Below are 22,296 nucleotides of genomic sequence, written 5' to 3' on the forward strand. Positions count from 1 at the left end.
CGGAAACGCCAAGCGGACGGTTTCGGCGCAACAGGTTTCGGCAGGGGGTTTCGGTAGGCGTGCGACCGGCGTGTCGCGCGGTCAGCCAGCGACCTCGGCACGGGGTGCCGAAAACGATCGTTTTCGGCAGCTGCGGCACGAGCGGTCACCCGTATCCACCGATGAGCCCCGCTCGCTCGCCTGCAGCTCGGGGGTTATCCCCCTGACGGTACGATGGGAGAGGCGCGTCGGGAAGTCTGGTCGACACCTCTTCAGTCGACCACTTTCCAGGAAGTTGCCCATGAACCGCGAGAACTCGCCGTCCACCGCGTCCCGTTTCCCTCGCTGGCCAGGAGCCTCAGAGGCCGGACGCATCAGCTCGCTGCTACGCAAAGAGGCCGTGGGCGGAATCCTCCTCGTCGTCGCTGCCGCGATCGCGATCGTGTGGGCGAACTCGCCGGCATCCGAGTCCTATTTCGCTCTCCGAGACTTTACCTTCGGCTACGAACCGTGGCACCTAAACCTCTCGCTCGGCACATGGGCCGCAGACGGGCTCCTGGCGGTGTTCTTCTTCCTCGTCGGCCTCGAGCTCAAACGGGAAGTCGTCGCGGGCGACCTTCGCCGCTTCAGCACCGCCATCGTCCCCATCACCGCGGCCATCGGCGGAGTGATCGTCCCCGCTCTCATCTACACTGCGGTCGTCTGGCAGCAGCCGTCGCTGCGCGAAGGGTGGGCGATCCCCACCGCCACCGACATCGCTTTCGCGGTCGCGGTCCTCGCGCTGGTCGGCTCCCACCTACCCAGCCCCTTGCGGGTGTTCTTGCTAACTCTCGCCGTCGTCGACGACCTCATCGCCATCCTCATCATCGCCGTGTTCTACACGAGCGAGATCGATGTGCTCATGCTGGTGATCGCCGTCGCGGTCATCGCCGTCTACGGCTTCCTCGCCCAGCGCTACCGGACGTTCTTCCGCGAGAAGGCCTTCGCGGCATGGCTCATCCTGCTCCCTCTCGGCTTCACCGCCTGGGCCTTCCTGCACGCCTCCGGCATCCACGCGACGATCGCCGGCGTCGCCCTGGCGTTCACGATCCCCGTCCGCGCGAACCGGCGCGACAAGAATCATTCACCCGGCACGGGTCTCGCCGAAGAGTTCGAACACCGCTTCCGCCCCCTCTCCGCCGGCGTCGCGGTGCCGATCTTCGCGTTCTTCGCCGCAGGGGTGTCCGTCGGTGGAGGCGACGGCATCCTGCGCGCCGCCACGGACCCAGTCACCATCGGAGTCGTCGCCGGCCTCGTTCTCGGCAAGCCCATCGGTATCGTTCTCTCTGTCCGCGTGCTGACGTGGGTCACCAGAGTCCGACTCGACCCCGCGCTGCGCTGGATCGACCTCATCGGTGTCGGGTTGCTCGCCGGCATCGGATTCACCGTGTCGCTCCTGATCGCAGAACTCAGCTTCGGCGCAGAGAGTCTGCACGGAGACGACGCGAAGATCGCGATCATGATCGCCTCGCTCCTCGCATCCCTCCTCGCCTCGAGCATCCTGGTCGCCCGCAACCGCCGCTACCGCGCGATCGCGCTCGAGGAAACCATCGACGACGACGGCGATGGAACCCCGGACATCTACCAGGACGCTCCCCCGACGAACCCCGCCCGCTAGAGGCGGCCGAGCTTTTCGATGAACTCGTCAGCCATGGCGAGATGGTCGGTGAGCTTCTGACGTCTCTGGTCGGCGCCGTCGCGGATGTCGTCGATTCGGGCGCGTAGCGCGATATCGCTCGGGTCGATGGTGAGTGCGTCGACAACGTCGAGGAGTTCGCGCATCTCGTCGAGGGTGTACCCCAGTGGTTTCATCCTGCGGATGATGAGGATGCGTTCGACGTCTTTCTCGGTGTAAAGCCGGAACCCGCCCTCAGTGCGCGCGGACGGCTGCACGAGCCCCACGTCGTCCCAGTGTCGAAGCGAGCGGAACGAGAGTGCCGTGCGCTCAGCCACCTCGCCGATCCGCATCGTCTCGTCGGTCACGTGTTCGTCTTCCACTGATTTCCCCACAACACTCACGTTACGTTAGAGTCTAGATCGGCGCGGCTCTCGCGCCCGCTCCCCCATATCTTCTCGTGTCGGCCTGACCGACGCCTGCGCACTGCTGCGCTCCTCTTCGTTTCCCGCGCTCTCACGAGAGAGCCCCACACCCTGGAGGGCACATGACTGCCGTCACCCCCACCCGCGACTCCGCGTCGCGTTACCGCATCGAACCCACCGTCATGCAGGCGCTGCGCAGCCCGCGCCTGCTCACCCGCGAAGTCCTCGCCGGCCTCGTCGTCGCCCTCGCCCTGATCCCAGAAGCGATCGCGTTCTCGATCATCGCCGGTGTTGACCCGCGCGTCGGCCTGTTCTCGTCCTTCATCATGGCCGTCGCCATTGCGTTCCTCGGCGGACGCCCTGCCATGATCACCGCGGCCACCGGAGCAATCGCGCTTGTCATCGCGCCCGTTGCTCGCGAGTACAGCATGGATTACTTCATCGCCACGGTCCTGCTCGGCGGACTCATCCAGATCGTCCTCGCGTTGCTCGGTGTCGCCAAGCTCATGCGCTTCATCCCGCGCTCCGTAATGGTCGGCTTCGTGAACGCGCTCGCGATCCTGATCTTCACCTCGCAGTTCCCCCAGCTCATCGGCGTCCCCTGGCTGGTCTATCCGCTCGTCGCGGTCGGACTGTTGGTGATGTATCTCATGCCGCGGATCACCAAGGTAATCCCTGCGCCTCTCGTCGCGATCGTGCTGCTCACCGCGGCGGTCGTCGTCTTCTCCTGGAACGTCCCGAATGTGGGCGATCAGGGAGAGCTCCCCGAGAGCCTGCCAGCGCTGTTCATCCCGAATGTGCCGCTCACCTTCGAGACGCTGCAGATCATCGCCCCCTACGCCCTCGCGATGGCCGTAGTCGGCCTGCTCGAGTCCCTCATGACCGCGAAGCTCGTCGACGACATCACCGACACCCACTCCCGCAAGACCCGCGAAGCTCTCGGACAGGGCGCCGCGAACGTTCTCTCCGGCGCGTTTGGCGGCATGGGAGGCTGCGCGATGATCGGCCAGACGATGATCAACGTCAAAGCCTCCGGCGCCCGAACCCGCATCTCGACGTTCCTCGCCGGTGTCTTCCTGCTCATCCTCGTGCTCGCACTCGGAGACGTGGTCGCGATCATCCCCATGGCCGCGCTCGTCGCCGTCATGATCCTCGTCTCGATCGCGACCTTCGACTGGCACAGCATCCGCTGGAACACCCTCAAGCGCATGCCGAAGAGCGAGACAGCAGTCATGCTCATCACCGTCATCGCCACAGTCTGGACCCACAACCTCGCCGTCGGCGTCATCCTCGGAGTCATCGCCGCGATGATCATGTTCGCCCGCCGGGTCGCCCACTTCGTCAGCGTCACCCGCACCCTCAACGCGGACACCGCCACCGCGCACTACGCCGTCAACGGAGAATTGTTCTTCGCCTCCAGCAACGACCTCACCACCCAGTTCGAGTACGCCGACGACCCCGACACCGTGATCATCGACATGAGCCACTCCCACGTCTGGGATGCCTCAACCGTCGCTGCCCTCGATGCCATCGTCACCAAGTACGAAAACCACGGCAAAACCGTCACCATCGAAGGCCTGAACGACACCGCGGCAGCGTTCCACGGTCGTCTCACCGGCAACCTCGGCGCCGGGCAGTAGCACCAATAGAGCAGAGGTAGGGACCGCGGTGAGCGCTGGCCCCTACCTCTTCTTCCCTGCGTCAGCGGCGATCAGATGAGTTCGCTCACCAGTTGCGCGATGCGGGCGCGGATATCGTCACGGATCGGACGGACGGCCTCGATCCCCTGCCCGGCTGGGTCGTCGAGCTTCCAGTCCTCGTACCGCTTGCCTGGGAAGAACGGGCAGGCGTCGCCGCAGCCCATCGTGATCACGACGTCGGATGCCTGCACGGCTTCGGCCGTGAGTATCTTGGGCTGCTCGGCGGTGATATCGATGCCGAGCTCACCCATCGCCTCGACCGCTGTCGGGTTGATCTGATCGGCGGGCATGGAGCCGGCCGAGCGGACCTCGATGCGGTCGCCCGCGATGTCGCGCAGGAATCCGGCGGCCATTTGGGAGCGTCCGGCGTTGTGCACGCAGACGAAGAGGACGGAGGGTTTGGTGGTGTCGGTCATGGTTGCTCCTGAGAGTGAGGTGTCGGTCAGTTGACGAGGTCGTCGACGAGGGCGCGGACGCGAGCAGCGATGTCGTCGCGGATGGCTTCGACGCCTTCGCGTGAGGCGAGAGCGGGGTCTCCGACGGTCCAGTCGTCGTAGCGGACGCCGGGGATGATCGGGCAGACGTCGCCGCAGCCCATCGTGATAACGACGTCGGCCGCGCGCACGGCGTCGTCGGTGAGCGGCTTAGGGAAGCGCTGTGCTGCCTGATTGCCTTCGATCTCGGCGAGGATCGAGCGGACGTGCGGGTGAATGACGTCCGCCGGAGTGGATCCTGCCGACCGGGCGACAACCTTGCCGGCGGCGAGCTTGTTGACCAGCGCGGCGGCGAGCTGCGAACGCCCAGCGTTCGCGACGCAGACGAACAGCACCTGAGGCACCGACGCGTCACGGTCACGGGTGAGGTCGGCGAGACGTTGACGGGCAAAGCGTTCGGTGAGAGGCACCAGAGCCGAGGTGACGCGGGCCGACCGGGCAAGCGACGTGTACGACTCGCGGACGATCGACAGCACGACATCCTCATCAAGCTCAGGAACCTCTCCTGCCAGCTCTTCCGCGAGCCGCGTTACCCGTGCATCGAAGTCGGGGCGAAGCCCCTCTTCCCCCGTGTCAGTGCCGTCCGGGCGGGCGATGGACGCGGGAGCGAACGAGTCCAACAGTGCGGTCACCGCGGCGCGCCGGTTCGGATTGATCCGGTACCAGACCCATGTTCCCCGTCGCTCGGAGGTGAGCACGTCGACGTCCTTGAGCACCTTGAGGTGGTGTGACACGGTCGGCTGGGCGACGTCGGCGAGCTCGGCGAGGTCGCACACGCACGATTCTCCGCGGGGGTCGGACGCGATGGCCGACAGCATTCGCAGCCGCAGCGGATCCGATAGAGCCTTCAACGTCGCCGCCACCGCGGAAGCTGCTTCCAGTCCGATCGCATGTGTGGCGATGGGACTGCAGGTGTCGTCTGCGGTTGTCGGGGTGACGTTCATGACGAGATCCTCTCAGCGGTGTATGGGTCGGTGTGGAACCAGCGGCGGGCCGCCCAGAGTGAGACGTAGACGAGCCCGACCAGGACCGGCACTTCGATCAGGGGGCCGACGACTCCGGCGAGGGCCTGACCGGACGTCGCACCGAAGGTGCCGATGGCGACGGCAATGGCGAGTTCGAAGTTGTTGCCGGCGGCAGTGAATGCCAGTGTCGACGATCGTGCGTATCCGAGCCCGAGGGCCTTGCCGGTGAAGAGGCCGATGAACCACATGACGCCGAAGTACACCAGCAACGGGAGCGCGATCCGGGCGACGTCCCAAGGGCGGCTCGTGACCTGCTCGCCCTGCAGGGCGAACAGCAGCACGATCGTGAACAGCAGTCCGTAGAGAGCCCATGGGCCGATCTTCGGCAGGAAGCTGTCTTCGTACCAGTCGCGTCCCCTCGTGCGCTCCACGATGAAGCGGGAGGCGAATCCCGCGACAAGGGGGATCCCGAGGAAGATCAGCACGTTCATCGCGATCTGCCAGACCGAGATATCGAGGCCTTGGGAGTCGAGGCCGAGCCAGCCGGGGAGGACCGTGAGGTAAAACCAGCCGAGCAGCGAGAAGGCGATGACCTGAAAGACGGAGTTAATGGCAACGAGCACCGCCGCGGCTTCGCGGTCGCCGCAGGCTAGGTCGTTCCAGATGACGACCATGGCGATGCAGCGTGCGAGCCCCACGATGATGAGGCCGGTGCGGTATTCCGGTAGGTCGGGTAGGAATGCCCACGCGAGTGCAAACATCAGCGCCGGACCGACGAGCCAGTTGAGGACCAGCGACGAAATCAGGAGTCTCTTGTCGCCGGTGACGGCGGCGACCTTGTCGTAGCGGACCTTGGCGAGGACCGGGTACATCATCACCAATAGGCCGAGGGCGATCGGGATCGAGATTCCACCGACCTCGAGGCTGGCCAGGAGGCCGGAGACGCCGGGGATGAAGCGGCCGATGACGATGCCGCCGACCATGGCCAGGCCGATCCAGAGCGGCAGCCACCGGTCGAGGGTCGACAGGCGGCGCGTGGCCGGCGCGGTAATGGGTACGGTTGCGGTGCTCATGCGAGAAGCGCCTCCATCTTCTCGGCGATGGCGGGCTTCGGGTGGGCGCCGATGAGCATGTCCACCCGTTCGCCTCCCCTATAGAAGCCGAGTGTGGGAATGGAGGTGACACCGACTGCGGTGACGGTCTCAGGGTTCTGGTCGGCGTCGAGCTTGACGATCTTCACGCGACCGCCGTATTCGACGGCGAGTTGGTCCAGGATGGGCGCGACCTGCTTGCACGGGCCGCACCAGGTGGCCCAGATGTCGACAACGACGGGAATCTCGGAGTCGATGACCTCGGCCTGGAAAGTGGCATCGGTGACAGTGATGGGCACGCTCATGCGAAGACCTTCTCAGTCTCCGTTGATACTGGTGCGGCCTCGTCACGCGCCGCGAGGTAGTGCTGGGCGTCTTGTGCGGCGGCGCATCCGGTCCCTGCGGCGGTGATTGCCTGGCGGTAGGTGTGGTCGACGAGATCGCCGGCAGCAAAGACGCCCGCGAGGTTGGTGCGGGTTGAGGGGTGGTCAACGAGGACGTAGCCGTCGGCATCCGTGTCGACGAGGCCAGCGACGATCTCGGACCGCGGATCATGACCGATCGCGACGAAGACTCCTGTGGCCGGCAGCTGCCGCTCGGCGTCGGTGACGGTATCGCGCAGTGTGACCGCCTCCACCCTCTCCGCGCCGATGAGGCCCGCGACCTCGCTGTTCCAGACGACCTCGATCTTGGGATGGTCAAGCACCCGCTGCGCCATGATCTTCGAGGCCCGAAACTCACCACGACGGTGCACCACGGTGACTTTCGAGGCGAAGCGGGTCAGGAACAACGCCTCCTCCATCGCGGAGTCCCCACCGCCGACGACGACGATCTCCTGGTCGCGGAAGAAGAACCCGTCGCAGGTGGCGCACCAAGAGACGCCGCGGCCGGTGAGCCTCTCCTCATCGGGAATACCGAGCTTGCGGTAGGCGGACCCCATCGTCAGAATCACCGCGCGGGCAAGGAAAGTCTCACCAGAGCCTGTCTCGATCGTCTTAATGGAGCCGTCAAGGTCGACGCGGACGGCGTCGTCGAGGAGGATACGGGCGCCGAATCGTTCGGCCTGCGCGCGCATGGCCTCCATGAGCTCGGGTCCCTGCACGCCGTCGACGAAGCCAGGGAAGTTCTCGACCTCTGTCGTCGTCATCAGTGCGCCGCCAGCAGTCACCGAACCGGCAATCACTACCGGAGCGAGACCAGCACGCGCGGCGTAGACGGCCGCCGTGTACCCCGCGGGGCCGGACCCGACGATGACTAGTTCAACCTCTTGTATCGACATGCTTTTATATTGACGCACCTCGATATAGAAGCGCAAGCCGCGGCGCGGTTGTTCACCGAGGCGTCATGAAAGCGATCGCCCCGACATGGACACACGTCAGCGATGCCCGCACCTCCGTCACCGACACCGCCGGCAACTCCCGCCAGAAACGTCCGCCGAATCCGCGTTTCGGTAAGCCTTTGCGGCAGGCAAAATCTGCCTCGCTTCGTAAAGCTGCCGCAAACGATCGTTTTCGGTTGGGAACGAGCGTGTTGCCCTATAACGGATGCCAGTATCGATCCCCGGGACTGCGGTGTGGCAACCGCTTCCGGTTGGCCCAGGTCTCGGAGTCTCAGCGACTCACCGCGTCGATGATCAGTTCGGCGAGACGGTCGGGTACGGAGAACTGCGGCCAGTGGCCGGAGCCGATCGTGAGGACCTCGATGTCTTGGATCGCGCGGTACTCGGCACCGAAGCGCACGACGTCCTCGGCGATCTCGGCCTCGAGTCCGGCACGGTCAAGGCTGCCCATCAGCACCGTTGTGGGAATCGATGACCGAGCGGGATTCCTGAGCCGGATTACCCCGGCGGACACGCCCGACGGCGCGCTGCGCGTCACAGCAGCCGCCCGGGTCGCGGCATCCAGATCGGCCACCTCCGCATCGGGGAACGAATCCCAGCCGATGAATGGAATCACGCCGTCCACCAGCGTGAACGACGGAAACGGTGCACCGTCAGCAGAGGGGACCGTGTCGACGAAGATCACCCGTGCGACGCGATCTGTCCGGGCATCCGCCGCTCCCCACACCGCGTTCCCGCCCGCGGAGTGACCCACCAGAACCACGTGGCCGTCGCACTCGTCGATCTGCTTTACCACGGCATCGATCCAGTCGGACATGCCGATGCCCGATGATTGCGGTGCAGGCACGCCCACGCCGGGGAGCGTCATCGCATGCGCCTGATGGCCCGCGGCCGTGAGTGAGGAAGCGACGGCATCCCAGCAGGAGGCATCGAGCCAGAGGCCGGGAACGAGAACTATGTCCACGCAGCTAACACTATCCACAGTCTGAACGGAAGCGATTGAAAGAAGACGCCCACGCTCGGCGACGTCTTTTGGGTCAGCCGCGGCCAGCCGAAAACGATCGTTTACGGTGGAAGTGGCCGGGCAAGCTCTGCTTGCCGAACTCGGTGCGGGATGCCCGTGTCTGGCGGGCATCCCGCAACCGATACTGGGTTTAGGGCAGGTCAGAATCCGAGTCGACCGCCGATGCCTCCGTCGGGAACAATCGCCTGGATGCGGGCCAGGTCGTCAGCGGTCAGCGCCAGCTCCGAGGCGGCCGTGTTCTCCGCCACCCTGGTCGCGCTGCGCGATCCAGGGATGGGGACGATGAAGTCCCGCTGCGCGAGCAGCCAGGCCAGGGCGAGCTGCGAGATGGTGGCGTTCTTACTCTCGGCCAGCGCGGTGAGTTCGGCGATCGCGGCCTGGTTGGCCTCGAAGTTACCGGGAGCCCACCACGGGGTCATCTGTCGCGCGTCGTCGGCGGCGTACTCGGTGCGGGGTTTGGCTGCGCCGGTGAGGAATCCCCGGGCGAGCGGCGAGTAGGCTACGAGACCGATGCCAAGTTCCTCCAGCACCGGCAGTACCTCCTCGGACTCCCGGGCGAAGAGGGAGTACTCGGTCTGCAGCACGCTGATGGGGTGCACAACGTGAGCCCGACGGATGTTGTCGGGGGTGGTGTTGGACAGTCCGAGGTACGAGACCTTGCCCGCCTCGACGTACTCCTTCATCACGCCGACGACGTCTTCGATCGGCACGTTCGGGTCATCGATGTGCTGGTACAGCACATCGATGTGGTCGACGCCGAGGTTGCGGAGGCTCGCGTCGACGACCTCGCGGATGTGGGCGGGAGCGGAGTTCGTGCCATATTCGGGGGTGAAGCCGAATTTCGTGGCGATGGTGACGTCGTTGCGGATCGGGGCGAGCGCGGTGCCCAGAAGTTTCTCGCCTTCGCCCCAGCCGTAGAGCTCGGCGGTGTCGAAGTGGGTGACGCCGAGTTCGTGCGCGCGGCGGATCGCGGCGATCGACTCGGTGTCGTCACTCGGGCCGTACGCCATCTTGGTGCCCATCGCTCCGTAGCCGATGGCTGAGGTGCTCAGACCCTGCTGGCCGAGTGTTCGCTTCTGCATGGTGTGCCTTTCGGTGAGGTGTGGGAAGAGTGAGCCGCTGATTCATCGGCGTCGTTGAGCACTATACGCCTAAGTTGTCAGTGCCTGCCACAAAGTTCGCTGTATGCTGATTTCATGAGCGAAAGCCGACGACCGAGCTTGCGCGAACGAACGCGTCACGCCGTGCGCGAGCAGATCGCCGAGGCGGCGCTCATCATGTTCGACGAGCAGGGCTTCGAGGAGACGACGGTCGACCAGATCGCCGCCGCCGTCGACATCTCGCCCCGCAGCTTCTTCCGCTACTTCGCCGCAAAAGAAGACGTCGTGCTCGGCGACCCGATGATCCACGGCGAGCCCGTCCGCGCCGCGCTTGCCGAGCACGTCGAGACAATGCCGCTCTGGGACGCGCTGCGTGCATCCTTCGACTCCATCGTCAGGATCACAGAGGCAGACCCCGTGGGAACGTTACGTGCGACCCGGGTGATGATCAGCACCCCGACACTCCGTGCGCGAAACACCGAGAAGCACCTGGCGTGGATGTTGGTACTCGTCCCCATCGTCGAGGACACCCTCACCGGAACCGAGGACGACCGCGGATACCGCGCTCGCGCGATCACGCTCGCCGCCCTCAACTGTCTCGACGTCACCTCAGCCGAATGGGTCCACCGCAACGGAGCCGTCGGCAACGGCGCACTGCTGGACGAGGCCTTCGCACTCCTCAAGCCCGCGGTTCTCGCCGACTAGATCAACAGCGTCAGGGGGATTTCCCCGACTCAAGGACGATGTATGCCGGCGAACGTGTCAAGCATCTGGGCAGCGTGGGTGGTGGGGTCGTACGGCGGGTTGCCGATGCCCTTCGTGATCGGTTCGGTCGTTACCTTGTTCCACAGCTCGTCTGTCTTGCCTTCGGCGAGTGTCAGAACGGCGTCGCGGACGAAGTTGTCGCGGGTGATCTGTTCGTCGCTGGCGCCGGGCTTCGTCTGTCCGACGATCCCGTACATCTCCGTCCCGTGCACGGCTGGTTCGTCGTTGACAGGCCCGACGCAGAGCAGGTGCGCGTTTCCGCCGGCCGCAGCGTGCGCGAGTGCCCCTCGGGCTTGGGGCAGGGTGAAGGAGAAGTTGGTGAGCAGGTCACCGCGTACTTGGACGGGGGTGCGCCCGTCGACGTCGAATGCGGAGATGATCTGGCGGGCGCGGGTGAGGGTGATGCGGTTGCTGTGTGCGAACTGCTTCACGAGGGCGTCGATGCTGCCCGGGTCGAAGTCGGCGGTGCGGTGCAGCACCCACCAGTCGGTCTCGGCGGTGGTGCTGCTGAAGAGGATGTCGATGTCCTTATGCTGGCCGGACTCGAGGACATTCATGGGAAGGTCGGCGAGGACGCCGTTCGGCTGGTCGCGGTCGTCGACGATTGCAATCACTTCGTTGTCGACGCCGTGTGCGGCTCCGGGGTCGGCCGATTGTGTCTTCGCCATCGCTTCTGCGAGCTCGTATGCGTCGACGTTGAGGAGTTGTTCGGGGTCGTCCACCAGTCCGAGGGCGGTGAGGACGGCATGGGCGCGCTCCTCCGCACCCCAGGCTGGCACCTGTCGGGCGGGCATCCCCGAGAACGCGGCCAGGTGATGGTAGAGACCGTCGGCGGATGGTGCGCCGAGCAGGCTCAGAGCAGAGTACGCGCCGGCACTGTGCCCTGTGACTGTGACGTTGTTCGGGTCGCCGCCGAATCGGCGGATGTTCTGCTGGACCCATTGCAGCGCGGTGATGATGTCCTGGAGGCAGAGGTTGGACGCCTCCGCGAGTGCGCCGCCGTACTGCGACAGGCTGAGCGCTCCGAATGCGCCGAGACGGTAGTTGATGGAGACGCCGATCGCCCGTCCAGTGGCGGCAAGTCCGGAGGCGTTGGAGGTGGTTTGGGTGTTGGAGCCGAGCATCCATCCGCCGCCGAAGATGTACACGATCACCGGGAGCGGCTCGTCGCCGGCGTCTTCGGGAGCCCACACGTTGAGGTTCAGGCAGTCCTCGCTGAATCCGTTGTCGGCCTCTAGCCAGCTGGTGTCGCCAGCTTGCAAGGGGGCGGGGGCCTTCTGGTCGTAGGGCAGGTCGGGGTTGAACGGCAGCAGCTGCGGTTTGCGGAATCGTTCGGCGGTCGCGTAGGGGATGCCGAGCCAGGAGCGAACCGGGTGGGTCTGGGTGGTGTCAGTCATTGGATGAGTCCTTTCGATGAGAGGTATCGGTGGGATTGGTGTCCGCGTCGCTGGTGGCCGCGAGGTTTGATCGGAGGTGCGCCCAGTGGCGGAGGCGTTCGTCGATGGCGCGTTCGTACCCGTTGGTGGTTGGTTCGTAGAACGTCTCCCGGGGCAGGCCGTCGGGGAAGTAGTTCGCGCCGGAGAACCCGGTGTCGGTGTCCGGGTCGTACTGGTATCCCTGGCCGTAGCCGAGGTTCTTCATCAGCCGGGTGGGTGCGTTGAGGATGTGGGCGGGGGGCATCAGGGAGCCGGTGCGTTTCGCGGCGGCCCACGCCTTGTTGAAGCTCCGGTACACGCCGATCGACTTCGGCGCGGTGGAGAGATACAGCACGGCCTGGGCGATCGCGATCTCTCCCTCTGGGGACCCGAGGCGTTCGTACACGTCCCATGCTGCGAGAGCCTGCTGCACGGCGTTCGGGTCGGCCATGCCGATGTCTTCGTTCGCGAACCGGGTGATCCGGCGCGCGATGAACAGGGGGTCTTCACCGCCGAGCAGCATCCGTGACAGCCAGTAAAGGGCGGCGTCTGGGTCGGAGCCGCGCATGGATTTGTGGAGCGCGGAGATGAGGTTGTAGTGCCCCTCTTGCGACTTGTCGTAGAGCGGTGCGCGCTTCTGCACGGCAGCCGCGAGAGCGGTGGTGTCGACGGGACTGGGGAGAGTCTGGACTTGCTCGATCATGTTCAGCAGATACCGGCCGTCGCCGTCGGCCATCGCGATCAGCGCCTGGCGCGCATCGGGGTCGAGCGGGAGGGGCGTGCCGGCGAGGTCTTCGGCGCGGTTGATGAGGGTGTCGAGTGCGGCGTCGTCGAGGCGCTTCAGGACGAACACCTGACTTCGGGACAACAGAGCGCCGTTGAGTTCGAAGCTCGGGTTCTCCGTCGTCGCACCGACGAGAACAATGGTGCCGTCTTCGACATACGGCAGGAACGAGTCCTGTTGTGCGCGGTTGAATCGGTGGATCTCATCCACGAACAGCAGCGTGCCCTGTCCGATCTCCCGCCGCTGCGTCGCCGCCTGGAACACCTTCCGCAGATCCGCGACTCCAGAGAAGGTCGCCGAGAGCGGCGCGAACGCAAGATCGGTCTGTTCGGCGAGGAGCCGGGCGATGGTCGTCTTCCCGCAGCCGGGCGGCCCCCACAACACCATCGAGACCAGACGCTGCCCGGTGACCATTCGCCCGATTGGTGCGTCCGCGGCTAGGAGGTGATCCTGTCCGACGACATCGGCGAGAGTTCGAGGCCGAAGCCGGTCAGCCAACGGGCGCGACTCGTCATCCACGTCGAATAGGGACGGAGCGTCGGTCACGATGGCTCCGGGTGGTGCGCGTCTGCAAGCTCGTACGAGGTGTGGACAAGGTTCTCGATGAGCTCCGCCGTGATGCCCCGGCCGGGGCCGATGGAGATCCAGTGCTTCTTGTCGAGGTAATGCCCCACGGTGATCGAGTCGTGGTCGCGGCGCAGCGCGTCACCGTGATCCGGGTCGGCTTTCACCGTGATGATCTGCAAGTCGGGGTCATCGTCGGTGACGATCAGGAACACCTTCTCGCCCGCTTTCCACACGTCCAGGTGCGGGGTGAACGGGTGCCCGTGTGACACTTCGGGGAGAGACGCCGCGGTGTCGCGGGCGATCTGCTGCAGCCGTTCCCCGGTCAGCGTCATTTGCCGCCCTGCCCGAACGTGGCGGGGTCGACCGGCCGCTTGGCGCGCGGAACGTTCTCAAGAACTCGCAGATACGACTCGGTGACCAGATCCTCGACCAGCGACGGGGAGAGGTCGCCCGAGGGGTTCAGGGTGATCCAGTGCTTCTTGTTCATGTGGTAGCCGGGGGTGATGTCCTCGTGCTCGTCCTGCAGCGCCTTGCTCTCTTCCGGGTCGGCTTTGAGGATCACGATCGGTGCACCGGTGGTATCGGTCATCAGCATGAAGACCTTGTCGACCACCTTGAAGACCTCCCACCCTGGCCCGAACGGGTGCTCGAGACGGGCACCGGGAAGTTCCTGCACTCGATCTCGAGCGCGCGCCTGCAGTTCGTTGCCGTCCATGCGAACTCCTTCGAGGTGAGTTAGATTTAAGTAATTACGTACCACTGTACGCACTTGGTCTGACATTGGAGAAGTTGTGCGACGAGGGAAGCCAAACGACCCGGGCCGGAGGGCACGTATCCTGCAGGCCACGCTCGAGGTGATCGCCGCTGACGGCGTGGCCGGCGCGTCATATCGGGGTATCGCGACGCACGCCGGGGTTCCGCTGGGGTCGATGACGTATTACTTCCCCACCCTCGAAGGCCTCATCGTCGATGCGTTCGACTCGACCCGCAGCCACCTCGGACCCCGCTACGACACCCCACTCCGCGACGCCCGGACACCGGCCGATATCGTCGACGCGCTCGTTGACGCGACCGTCGGTCCGACGAGTCCCACACTCGACGACATCCGCCTGTATGCGGAGATCCGGCACTACGGCATCCGCCACCCCGACGTGGCGGCGGTCCTGCAAGCCGTCGAGGATGACGCCTTGGCGATGACCCACGGCCATATGTCGGACAGCACCGCGCTCACCATCAACGCACTGCTATGGGGGTGGTGGAGCCACCGCCTCGCCCACCCCGACACCCCCCTCGACGAGGCCACAGTTCGTCGGTCATTCGAGGCCCTGGTTGCCATCCCCGCGACCGATCACCCCGTTCGCACGAAGGAGCAATCTCATGTCTGACACCATGCGCGCAATCCGCCTCACCGGCCCCGTCGACCTCGACGGTCTCGCCGTCACCGACGTCCCTCTCCCCGAGGTCCGCCCGGGCTGGGTGCGCATTCAGGTGAGGGCGTTCGGCGTCAACGAATCCGAGGTCACCAGCCGCCAAGGCGAGTCCGACTCCGACTTTACCTTCCCCCGCATCCTCGGTATCGAAGCTGTCGGCGTCGTGGATGCCGTCGGTGACGGCGTCGACCTCCCCGTCGGTCAGAAGGTCGCCACGATGATGGGCGGGCTCGGCCGCACCATCGATGGCAGCTACGCCGAATACACCGTCGTCGATGCGGCGAACGTTATTCCGTTCGACACGGACCTCGGGTGGGACGTCATCGGCGGCCTCCCTGAAATGCTGCAAACCGCCCACGGATCACTCACCACGGGGCTGAGGCTGCAGGCAGGGCAGAGCGTCCTCATCCACGGCGCGACCTCGACCGTCGGGCTCACCGCGGTCGCGATCGCCCACCAGCTCGGCGCAACTGTTCTCGCCACTACCCGCAACCCCCACCGGGCAGACCTCCTCACCTCCGTCGGTGCCGACCATGTGCTCGTCGATGACGACACCCTCACCGACGCGATCCGCGCAATCGCGCCCGACGGCATTGACGCGGCGCTGGAGCTCGTCGGCGCAACAGCCCTCCCCGCTGTCCTGTCCGCGATCCGCCCCGGCGGTGTCGTTTGCTTCGTCGGAGCACTCGGCGGTAACTGGACCATCCCCGACTTCGACCCGTTCACGATCCCCACCGGCGTCCGCCTCACCAGCTACGCCGGAGAAGCCACTGACCTTTCCACCAACGCCCTCGACACCTACCTGAAGGCGATTAAGGCCGGCACATTCGACCCCGTCATCGCCGGAGTGCACGAGGGCCTTGAGAAGGTCACCGACGCGCACCGCGTTCTCGAAACCCGCCACCAGCCCGGTAAGCACGTTATCGTCGTCCCGACCCGCTGAAGCCCCCATCGCGTCCGCGCTGGGAGGGCGTTTCAGGTGCCGAGCCGCCCCACAAAGGGGCTCCTGACGCAATCAACTCATGCGCATCTGCCCGGCGATGAGATGATTCGTCAATGACTGATTCCGTCCCGCAGATCCAGGAATTGTTGGGGCGCAACCTCAGCGCGGAAGCAATCCTCAGCGCGGGCACGCGGATACAGGCCAATCCCCGCGCCGCTGATCTTCGAAATGCCTTATACCTGGACGTCGGCGAAAGCGCACCCGCGAACGTGCGGGTCGCCCTCGCAGGGGAGCTCCGCCGTGCCCTCGAGTCGATGACGCTAGACGTTAATCATCTTGCGTGGATCCTGGGCCTCTCCGAGCTCAGCCCCGACGACGCCGTCGAAATCGCTTCTGCTTTGTCGGCCCTCCGTTTAGAGGTCTACGGAGAAGCACCGGTGCCGCTCCGCGCTAACTCCGGCTCCTGGGTCACCGTCGCAGGTCCTGACATCCTCATTGACCTACTCATACAGCCCCTCGCAGTCTTCAGCTCCTTCGTCAGAGGCATCTTCGACACCTGGCAGCATGCTGTGGACCTCGGCCTGAATACGTACTGGCAGAACAGGCTCCCCGACGACGTACTCACCGTGATTGAGCTGTTCGTACTGCGCGAATGGGGCCTACCGCTGATGCCATTCGGAGCCGATGCGCTCAAAGCCGTCGGCGCCTCGAAATCCGATGTCCCTTCGACACTCGATCTCGAGCCGGTCGCCGACGTGGAAGACCTACCCTGGGAGAAGAATCCCGAGCCCACCCTCAATCCGATGGCATTCGTGACGCTGCCCGCCCGCGAGCGAGGTGCACACGTCGATCCCTTCTACGGCCACGTTTTCAGCAACGATTTCTGGCGCGACAACAAGGCTCCCTACCGTCCGCGCAGAACAGTCCCCGCCCCGCATGGCGTGCTGTCCGTGCCTTTCCGTGAGATCCCGCGCTACCGCGCAACCTCCGCTCGCGAAGTCTTGGCGCTCAGCACACTTATTGCGCGCGACCTCGAGAAAGGGAGCCCGCCGGGAACCACCGTTCTGTTCCGAGGGCAAACCCGCGAGTACACCCTCGCCCGCAACACCGAGACTCTCGAGAGACTGTACGGACGCAGCGACGTTATTGAACCCTCACTGCTTCCTAGCGCCTCTCGACGCACACCGTCAGCCAGCACGAGAATGGCGTTCGGCTCACTCGTCGAATTGATGAACGCACCTCAGACGCCCGATCTGAGAGCAACATGGAGCTCGTTCCTCGGAGACCAGCGCAAGGTCGCGTTCGCGCAACACTACGGCCTCGCCACTAATGCGCTCGACCTCACGGATCACCTAGGCATTGCCCTCTGGTTCGCGCTCACGCGCCTCGGAGCCGCCAGCGGATCCGACTTCACAACCACGCCGGTGGACCCCGACAACGAAAGCGTCATCTACATCCTCCGCTCAGGAGAGTTCGATAGTCGAGCGATCGACGTCGTGCGCTCCCGTACCTCGCGCCCGGCACGTCAACGAGGATGGGTGAGCGCAGGGTCATGGGGATGGCAATCGAATCGAACAGCCAAGCACATAGCCGCGGCCGTGTACTTTCCCGGGGCGATCCGGAAGGATCTCCCTCTCCCGGCAACGACCGACTTGTTTAGCCCGCCAGACGCGGAGCCCCTGACCCTTCACGCCGAGACCCTCCGCACACGTGCCCCGCAAAACCCGATCAGTGGCGAAATGGCTCACGACCTTTACTCGGTTGTCTTGTAATGGGCGGCTAAGTCAGCACACTTCGCCAACAAACTCGCGCTCGCTCGAAACCCCTGACCTACCAACTCGCGACACCGCGGGCTGGGCCTAGTCGATAGGCGTGCGAATCCACAGAAGTCGCTCATCAAGCGCGACCTGATGCCGGGTGCCGTTCGTCCGCCACCGCATGCCGCGAGTGCGCAACACCTCCGATTCGGCCGCGAAATAGCCCAACTCTGTCGCCGCCGTCTCAATGAGCTTGGGCGTATCGACATACACGCCGTAGGGCGCACTATCTCCGACCACCCACCCTGTCCATGACCCGGGTTCGAGGTGCGCGCGCAACTGCGTCAACACGTTGACGATGCCTTGCGTGTAGGACGGGAGCACGCGATCATACGCCTTCCCCGCGCGACGCGTGCTGCGCTCGTGAGCGAGACGTGTCACCAGATCAGAGACCATCGACTCCGTCGTCGGCAGCTCCGACAGACCAGACAGTGCCGCCGCCGCCGCACCTACCGTTGTCTGCTGCGTCGTCGCGATGATCATCTCCGCGCGCACGTCAGCGACCATGTCCGCCCAGCTCGCGTTGCGCCCCCAAAAGAACATCTCCAGCCGAGTGGCGTCCGCATAGTCGAAGTTGTTCAAGTAAGGCGGGCTTGTCAGCGCCACCGTCCCCGTCACCCCAGCGGCCCGCATCGGCGCCCAGGTTTGCGCATCCCCCGAGTCTCCTTGGAGAACACGCGCCTCCGGCGTTGTGTGTCGTCCCGCCAGGTCCGCGATCATCCATCCCAGTCGCACACGAAACCGGTGCGCGACATCCAGATGAGGAGGAGTGCGACTCAGCCCGGGACGGAGGTACGGCCACCCCACCTTCACGTTTGCGACGTCACGAAGCGTCGCAAGAAGCGCCCACTTCAAGTACTTCTGAGTGGGATCATCGACCTCGATGATCGCCGTGCGCAATGCGACAAGAACGGTCAATGCCTCCGGGGTGAAACACCGACGGACAAGGTCGTGTTCAGCGTCGATGCTCACCGGCAGTGTTTTCGCCTGCGCGATGCGGTCGCCGAGGGCGCCTAACTCATCCAGGTCCGGCGGTGCAGCGAGTTTCACCCTGCCCAGTTCCGCGACCTCAGGATGCGCCTCCACACCCACGAAGCCCCATCCATGCCGCGCCGCACGGGTTCCCACCGTGGCTGCGCCACAGAACGGATCCACCACCGTTCCCTGCGTCGGATTACGACGCGAGTCAAACAAGCGTGTCAGGGCATCCTGCGAGAGACCGGCCGGGTAACGAAACCACCGATCGAATGCGGCTTTCGAGCTGGTGCCGTTCGACACCCCCACCCCGGGGGCTACACGTGCTTCAATCAAGGTCACCCCCTCATCATAGGTCGCACCGCGGTGCGCACGCCATCACCGCGGTGCGACCCTGGTCGCCCCGTCGATAGTGTGAGTGCATGGATGGCGACGCAGAAAAGGTGACGAGGCTGTTGACGAGTCTGGCGGAGGGCTCGGACACCACGTCCGCGTCCCTGGCAACCATGCTCTCCGCTCTCGCCGATAACGACTACAACGTTGTGGCGGCGCTCGCAAGGCTGAACCATGTCGATTGAGGTCACTATCTCCGCGGAGCCCCGTGGAGGGCTGAAGCTTATCGACAAGATCCCCGCGCATCGTCCCTGCCGCCTTGAGGGACGTAACGGCATCGGCAAGACCGCAACCATCAAGCTTCTCAGTCTCGCCGCCGGCCAGCAGCCCTACGCCGACGACCCCGCCGCATGGGATTCCCTTCGGACGCTTCTCCCCGATGGTGCGACCGTCACGTTCGCCGGTCTCGCAGGCGACCTCACCGCCAGCCTCACGCTAACCCCGAGCACGTGGCCCGAGCAGCCCTACGCCGAGATCGGCAATCTTCTGGGCAACTTGACCGTTAATGGGGAACCTCGCCCCGCATCGGAACTCGCGACACTCGTGACTATCCATCACCTCTCAGGGACCGAACGGTTGATCGACACTCTGAAAGGCCGCATCACCGGGTATGAAACCTCCCTGTCGGTCGTCCACTCGCGGCTGAAGGGTCTCACGGCGACGCGAGAGGAAGTCGGTGAGCTCGCGGACCGCCTCGAGTACATCAGCCCTCAGCACGACGAATCCGAACAGAACCTCGTCGCCATGCTCTCCACGTCCCGGGACCGGGGCCGGGCACAGGCCATCGAAATCCGTCGGCGACTCACCACGCTGCACCGAGGCCTCGCCCTGCATGCGATGCTCCAGGACTCCGACTTTCAAGAGCATGCGCGGACTCTTGCCGACTCCATCGCAACCGCAGAACGAGCACGGGCAGAAGCTGAAGAACTCGATGTCCTCATCGAAGGCATTCTCGCCGAGTTGGACTCCGGGGACAAAGCACAACGTCTCCTCGCGAGCGCAGAACGTAAGCTCAACGCCCTCATCCGCAAACGCAACACCCGGCTGGCCCGGCTGCACACCCTCTCTCAACAGCTCGCAGCCCACGACCTCTCTCTGACGAACGAGAACGGGACTCTTGATTCCGCCCTCGTGTCGCAAATGGCCGAACAGGCCCGCACCAAATACCGGCAACTGGAATGGCGGCATCGACAAAGCCAAATGTCGGACGCCCAGCGTCGCCTGCACAACGAACTGTCCGTCGCCTTGGACCTTGCTATGGAGGCAGGGCTGGCGCAGTTCTCGGTCGTGGTCCTAAACGGTGCCGAGGTGACCGTCGAGGAGCTCGCACGTGCCCTCACTGATCCCGCCTCGACGACCGCGATGACACCGGAGGATGTCGACGTCGCACAAGACCTAGCGTCTCTCCTTGAGGAGGCCGCCACTTTGCTGCGCGAACAGGAGGCGTTCGTCGCGACCCACGACGAGGAGGAGCAACACGTCGCCCAACTGCGCGAGGACACACCCGAACAGGACGATCTTCGGGCGCGGCTTGCGGATGCCATGAGTCGCCGGGACACCGCCGAATCTCAGGCGCTCTCCGCAACACAGATCATCGGACGCCTCCAGGCACGCGGAGTCACGAAGGACGGAGCCGATGCGGCGCAGGCCGAACTCGCCGAGATCCTCTCCGGCGAGGACCTCGAGGATGCTGCGGAGCTGCACCCTCGAACCATGGACCTCACCGCCGAGCTGAGCCACCTGGACGAGCAGATCGATCAGGCCATCGCAGAGCTGTCTGAGGTGGAACGTCGGCAGGCCAGCCGTCAACTTCGCCGACGCGAGATGCAGTTAGCCGTCGCCTCTGAGCCGTCGCTGGCGTGGCTCCGCACACCCGGCGATGAGAGCACACCCGGCGATCCCGTCGACAATCCGGCATGGTGGCTCACGGCCGCAGAGCGTGCGCACGTGTTCGCGGAACGCCTGGACCAACTGGTGACGGAAGTTGCCGCCCTTGAGTTCGCCGCCTCCACCGACAAAGTGGCCTCAGCCCACCGACGCGCCATCGAGGCCGTCGTGGAGCAAGATGCCCTCGCAGATTTCGCAGAACCAGCGATCCGCGACGCGCTCTTCGACGGTGGCGAGGCGCTGTCCGTCGACCTGCAACGCAAAACGATCACCTGGAGCAGCCTCTCGGGAGCCCGTCAAGAGAAGCCCCTGTCCACGTTCTCCTCCGGCCAGCAGGCGCTCGGGTTCATTCGTGCGCGTCTGCGTCAGCTCGCCGATCAAGAAGCTGGCGACCGGATCGTCTTTCTCGACGAGTTCGGCGCGTTCGTTGCGGCCGACCGACGACACCCGCTCGCAGAACTCCTCAAACGCGACCAACTCGCGGCGCTCTCCGACCAAGTTGTGATCGTGCTCCCGCTGCAGGTCGACTACGGCGCTCAACTCGACGACGTGACCGGCCCGCTCAAGGAGCGATACGCTGCCCGCGCAGCCAGCATCAGCGCGCACGGCTACTTCACGGAAGAGTTCGACGAATGACCACGAACACGCTCTTCGGCGCCCCGTTGGGCTTCACGCCGACGGGACTGCAGGAATGGGTGGACTCGCTGACCTCCTGTTGGAGGGCCTATGCCGGGCAGGGCCCACAGTCGCTTCTCGGCGACCTGAACACGCTGAAGACGATCTACGCGCACGGGGCCAGCGCGGCGAAGCTACGCACGACGTTCGCCGAGCTGCCAGACGACGCCCTCCAGATGGACCTCCCCTCCGAAGTCGCTCTGTCTGCCGATGGGAGGCAGCTCATCACTCCCGAAGGTCGGATCCTTCTGGACGTTCTGCTTCGATTGCGCCGCACGGAAGACCACGTCATCGGTCCGGACGAACAAGTCCGGGCACTCGCTCTGGCCGCCAGTACACGCAGCAGCTGGTACGAAGCCTGGGCAATGAAACAGGTGGCTGGCTCTCTCAGCCCCGCCCCGATTGCCGCTGCGATTCTCGTCCTCGTCAACGGGTCCACCACCCCCGATCGAGGGTTCTATCTCCCCGATGTGGACGCGCAGGCGACCGAGTATCAAGAGGCCGTCTTGCGACTTCTCGGTGACTTCAGCTCTACCCTTGGCGGGAAACGCCCGACCCCTGCCCCGTTGCAAAGCCATTGGGTGTTCACCCAGGCCACTCGAGTGCTCTCGCGCGACCTCGCCCGGCTCAACGACACCGGCAGCGGCAGCGGATCCCGCGTATACGTGCGCCCCGAGAGAGAAGAACACCTGCTTCATGACCTGACCGCACGCCTGGACCGCTACCCGGCCCTCATGGTCGCACGCGGATTGCGAGCCCTCGTCGAGGGATACCACCAGCATCGCGGCCTCATCGCCGTCGTCAGCGGGTCTTATGAGCGCGCCGCGAACACGCGCATGGTCCTCGCCTCCCTCACCCACGGGGGAATGTAGCC

General features: G+C 65.1%; 22 protein-coding genes. 9 read left to right on the plus strand and 13 right to left on the minus strand.

Going from position 1 to position 22,296, the window contains the following annotated elements:
* Positions 1 to 280 precede the first annotated feature (280 nt).
* Positions 281 to 1,636 (plus strand): Na+/H+ antiporter NhaA, encoded by a 1,356-nt coding sequence (gene nhaA / locus J7E45_RS06235; RefSeq protein ID WP_215067909.1) that lies wholly within the window; start codon positions 281 to 283, stop codon positions 1,634 to 1,636.
* Here nhaA and J7E45_RS06240 read toward each other — a convergent pair.
* Entirely contained in the window at positions 1,633 to 2,001 is a 369-nt protein-coding gene (locus tag J7E45_RS06240) for a MerR family transcriptional regulator (protein WP_308162065.1), read from the minus strand. The two genes, nhaA and J7E45_RS06240, sit on opposite strands and share 4 nt — an antisense overlap.
* A 179-nt stretch (positions 2,002 to 2,180) precedes the next feature.
* On the opposite strand from J7E45_RS06240, the gene J7E45_RS06245 reads away from it, so the two are divergent.
* Complete coding sequence (locus J7E45_RS06245; RefSeq protein ID WP_215067911.1) at positions 2,181 to 3,698, plus strand: SulP family inorganic anion transporter; 1,518 nt, start codon at positions 2,181 to 2,183, stop codon at positions 3,696 to 3,698.
* A 71-nt stretch (positions 3,699 to 3,769) separates the two neighbouring features.
* On the opposite strand, the gene J7E45_RS06250 is transcribed toward J7E45_RS06245, so the two are convergent.
* From J7E45_RS06250 to J7E45_RS06280, 7 genes are all read right to left on the minus strand, one after another.
* The gene (locus J7E45_RS06250; protein WP_215067913.1) at positions 3,770 to 4,174 is read right to left on the minus strand and encodes an arsenate reductase ArsC; all 405 of its coding nucleotides are present in this window, start codon (positions 4,172 to 4,174) and stop codon (positions 3,770 to 3,772) included.
* Between the two features lie 26 nt (positions 4,175 to 4,200).
* Complete coding sequence (locus tag J7E45_RS06255; protein WP_215067915.1) at positions 4,201 to 5,196, minus strand: metalloregulator ArsR/SmtB family transcription factor; 996 nt, start codon at positions 5,194 to 5,196, stop codon at positions 4,201 to 4,203.
* The gene (gene arsB, locus J7E45_RS06260) at positions 5,193 to 6,290 is read right to left on the minus strand and encodes an ACR3 family arsenite efflux transporter (protein ID WP_215067917.1); all 1,098 of its coding nucleotides are present in this window, start codon (positions 6,288 to 6,290) and stop codon (positions 5,193 to 5,195) included. Before arsB ends, J7E45_RS06255 begins: the two co-directional genes overlap by 4 nt.
* Positions 6,287 to 6,613, minus strand: coding sequence for a thioredoxin (gene trxA, locus J7E45_RS06265; RefSeq protein WP_215067919.1), 327 nt, complete (start codon positions 6,611 to 6,613; stop codon positions 6,287 to 6,289). Before trxA ends, arsB begins: the two co-directional genes overlap by 4 nt.
* Positions 6,610 to 7,587 carry a thioredoxin-disulfide reductase gene (gene trxB / locus J7E45_RS06270; RefSeq protein WP_215067921.1) on the minus strand — a complete coding sequence of 326 codons (978 nt, stop codon included), beginning with the start codon at positions 7,585 to 7,587 and terminating at the stop codon, positions 6,610 to 6,612. The genes trxA and trxB overlap by 4 nt, the downstream gene beginning before the upstream one ends.
* A 331-nt stretch (positions 7,588 to 7,918) precedes the next feature.
* Positions 7,919 to 8,611: an alpha/beta fold hydrolase gene (locus tag J7E45_RS06275; RefSeq protein WP_215067922.1), complete on the minus strand. Its 693-nt coding sequence runs from the start codon at positions 8,609 to 8,611 to the stop codon at positions 7,919 to 7,921.
* Positions 8,612 to 8,811: 200 nt separating this feature from the next.
* The gene (locus J7E45_RS06280; protein ID WP_215067923.1) at positions 8,812 to 9,753 is read right to left on the minus strand and encodes an aldo/keto reductase; all 942 of its coding nucleotides are present in this window, start codon (positions 9,751 to 9,753) and stop codon (positions 8,812 to 8,814) included.
* Positions 9,754 to 9,867: 114 nt separating this feature from the next.
* Between J7E45_RS06280 and J7E45_RS06285 the strand changes: the two genes are divergently transcribed.
* Positions 9,868 to 10,476, plus strand: a complete 609-nt coding sequence (locus J7E45_RS06285) for a TetR/AcrR family transcriptional regulator (protein ID WP_215067924.1) — start codon at positions 9,868 to 9,870, stop codon at positions 10,474 to 10,476.
* A 29-nt stretch (positions 10,477 to 10,505) separates the two neighbouring features.
* Here J7E45_RS06285 and J7E45_RS06290 read toward each other — a convergent pair whose 3' ends face one another.
* Genes J7E45_RS06290 through J7E45_RS06305 form a run of 4 tightly spaced genes read right to left on the minus strand, consistent with a single transcriptional unit; the run spans position 10,506 to position 14,017 of the window.
* Complete coding sequence (locus J7E45_RS06290; RefSeq protein ID WP_215067925.1) at positions 10,506 to 11,933, minus strand: carboxylesterase family protein; 1,428 nt, start codon at positions 11,931 to 11,933, stop codon at positions 10,506 to 10,508.
* Positions 11,926 to 13,281: a replication-associated recombination protein A gene (locus J7E45_RS06295; protein WP_308162066.1), complete on the minus strand. Its 1,356-nt coding sequence runs from the start codon at positions 13,279 to 13,281 to the stop codon at positions 11,926 to 11,928. The genes J7E45_RS06290 and J7E45_RS06295 overlap by 8 nt, the downstream gene beginning before the upstream one ends.
* Positions 13,278 to 13,634: an MmcQ/YjbR family DNA-binding protein gene (locus J7E45_RS06300; RefSeq protein ID WP_215067926.1), complete on the minus strand. Its 357-nt coding sequence runs from the start codon at positions 13,632 to 13,634 to the stop codon at positions 13,278 to 13,280. The genes J7E45_RS06295 and J7E45_RS06300 overlap by 4 nt, the downstream gene beginning before the upstream one ends.
* Positions 13,631 to 14,017 carry an MmcQ/YjbR family DNA-binding protein gene (locus J7E45_RS06305; RefSeq protein ID WP_215067928.1) on the minus strand — a complete coding sequence of 129 codons (387 nt, stop codon included), beginning with the start codon at positions 14,015 to 14,017 and terminating at the stop codon, positions 13,631 to 13,633. The genes J7E45_RS06300 and J7E45_RS06305 overlap by 4 nt, the downstream gene beginning before the upstream one ends.
* Before the next feature lie 76 nt (positions 14,018 to 14,093).
* On the opposite strand from J7E45_RS06305, the gene J7E45_RS06310 reads away from it, so the two are divergent.
* The 3 genes from J7E45_RS06310 (at position 14,094) to J7E45_RS06320 (ending at position 17,447) form a co-directional block, all read left to right on the plus strand.
* Positions 14,094 to 14,687: a TetR family transcriptional regulator gene (locus J7E45_RS06310; protein ID WP_308162067.1), complete on the plus strand. Its 594-nt coding sequence runs from the start codon at positions 14,094 to 14,096 to the stop codon at positions 14,685 to 14,687.
* On the plus strand, positions 14,680 to 15,675 hold the full coding sequence (locus tag J7E45_RS06315; protein WP_215067932.1) for a zinc-binding dehydrogenase: 996 nt from the start codon (positions 14,680 to 14,682) through the stop codon (positions 15,673 to 15,675). The genes J7E45_RS06310 and J7E45_RS06315 overlap by 8 nt, the downstream gene beginning before the upstream one ends.
* A gap of 113 nt (positions 15,676 to 15,788) precedes the next feature.
* Entirely contained in the window at positions 15,789 to 17,447 is a 1,659-nt protein-coding gene (locus tag J7E45_RS06320) for an FRG domain-containing protein (protein ID WP_215067934.1), read from the plus strand.
* Positions 17,448 to 17,534: 87 nt separating this feature from the next.
* On the opposite strand, the gene J7E45_RS06325 is transcribed toward J7E45_RS06320, so the two are convergent.
* A complete protein-coding gene (locus J7E45_RS06325) occupies positions 17,535 to 18,809 on the minus strand; it encodes a hypothetical protein (protein WP_215067936.1) in 1,275 nt (424 codons plus the stop codon).
* Positions 18,810 to 18,889: 80 nt separating this feature from the next.
* Here J7E45_RS06325 and J7E45_RS06330 point away from each other — a divergent pair, with 80 nt between their 5' ends.
* Genes J7E45_RS06330 through J7E45_RS06340 form a run of 3 tightly spaced genes read left to right on the plus strand, consistent with a single transcriptional unit; the run spans position 18,890 to position 22,294 of the window.
* Complete coding sequence (locus J7E45_RS06330; RefSeq protein ID WP_215067938.1) at positions 18,890 to 19,045, plus strand: hypothetical protein; 156 nt, start codon at positions 18,890 to 18,892, stop codon at positions 19,043 to 19,045.
* On the plus strand, positions 19,035 to 21,383 hold the full coding sequence (locus J7E45_RS06335; protein WP_215067941.1) for a hypothetical protein: 2,349 nt from the start codon (positions 19,035 to 19,037) through the stop codon (positions 21,381 to 21,383). The genes J7E45_RS06330 and J7E45_RS06335 overlap by 11 nt, the downstream gene beginning before the upstream one ends.
* Positions 21,380 to 22,294, plus strand: a complete 915-nt coding sequence (locus J7E45_RS06340) for a hypothetical protein (RefSeq protein ID WP_215067943.1) — start codon at positions 21,380 to 21,382, stop codon at positions 22,292 to 22,294. The genes J7E45_RS06335 and J7E45_RS06340 overlap by 4 nt, the downstream gene beginning before the upstream one ends.
* Positions 22,295 to 22,296: the final 2 nt, after the last annotated feature.

The organism is Microbacterium sp. ISL-59 (assembly GCF_018613945.1).
Lineage (GTDB): Bacteria > Actinomycetota > Actinomycetes > Actinomycetales > Microbacteriaceae > Microbacterium > Microbacterium oxydans_B.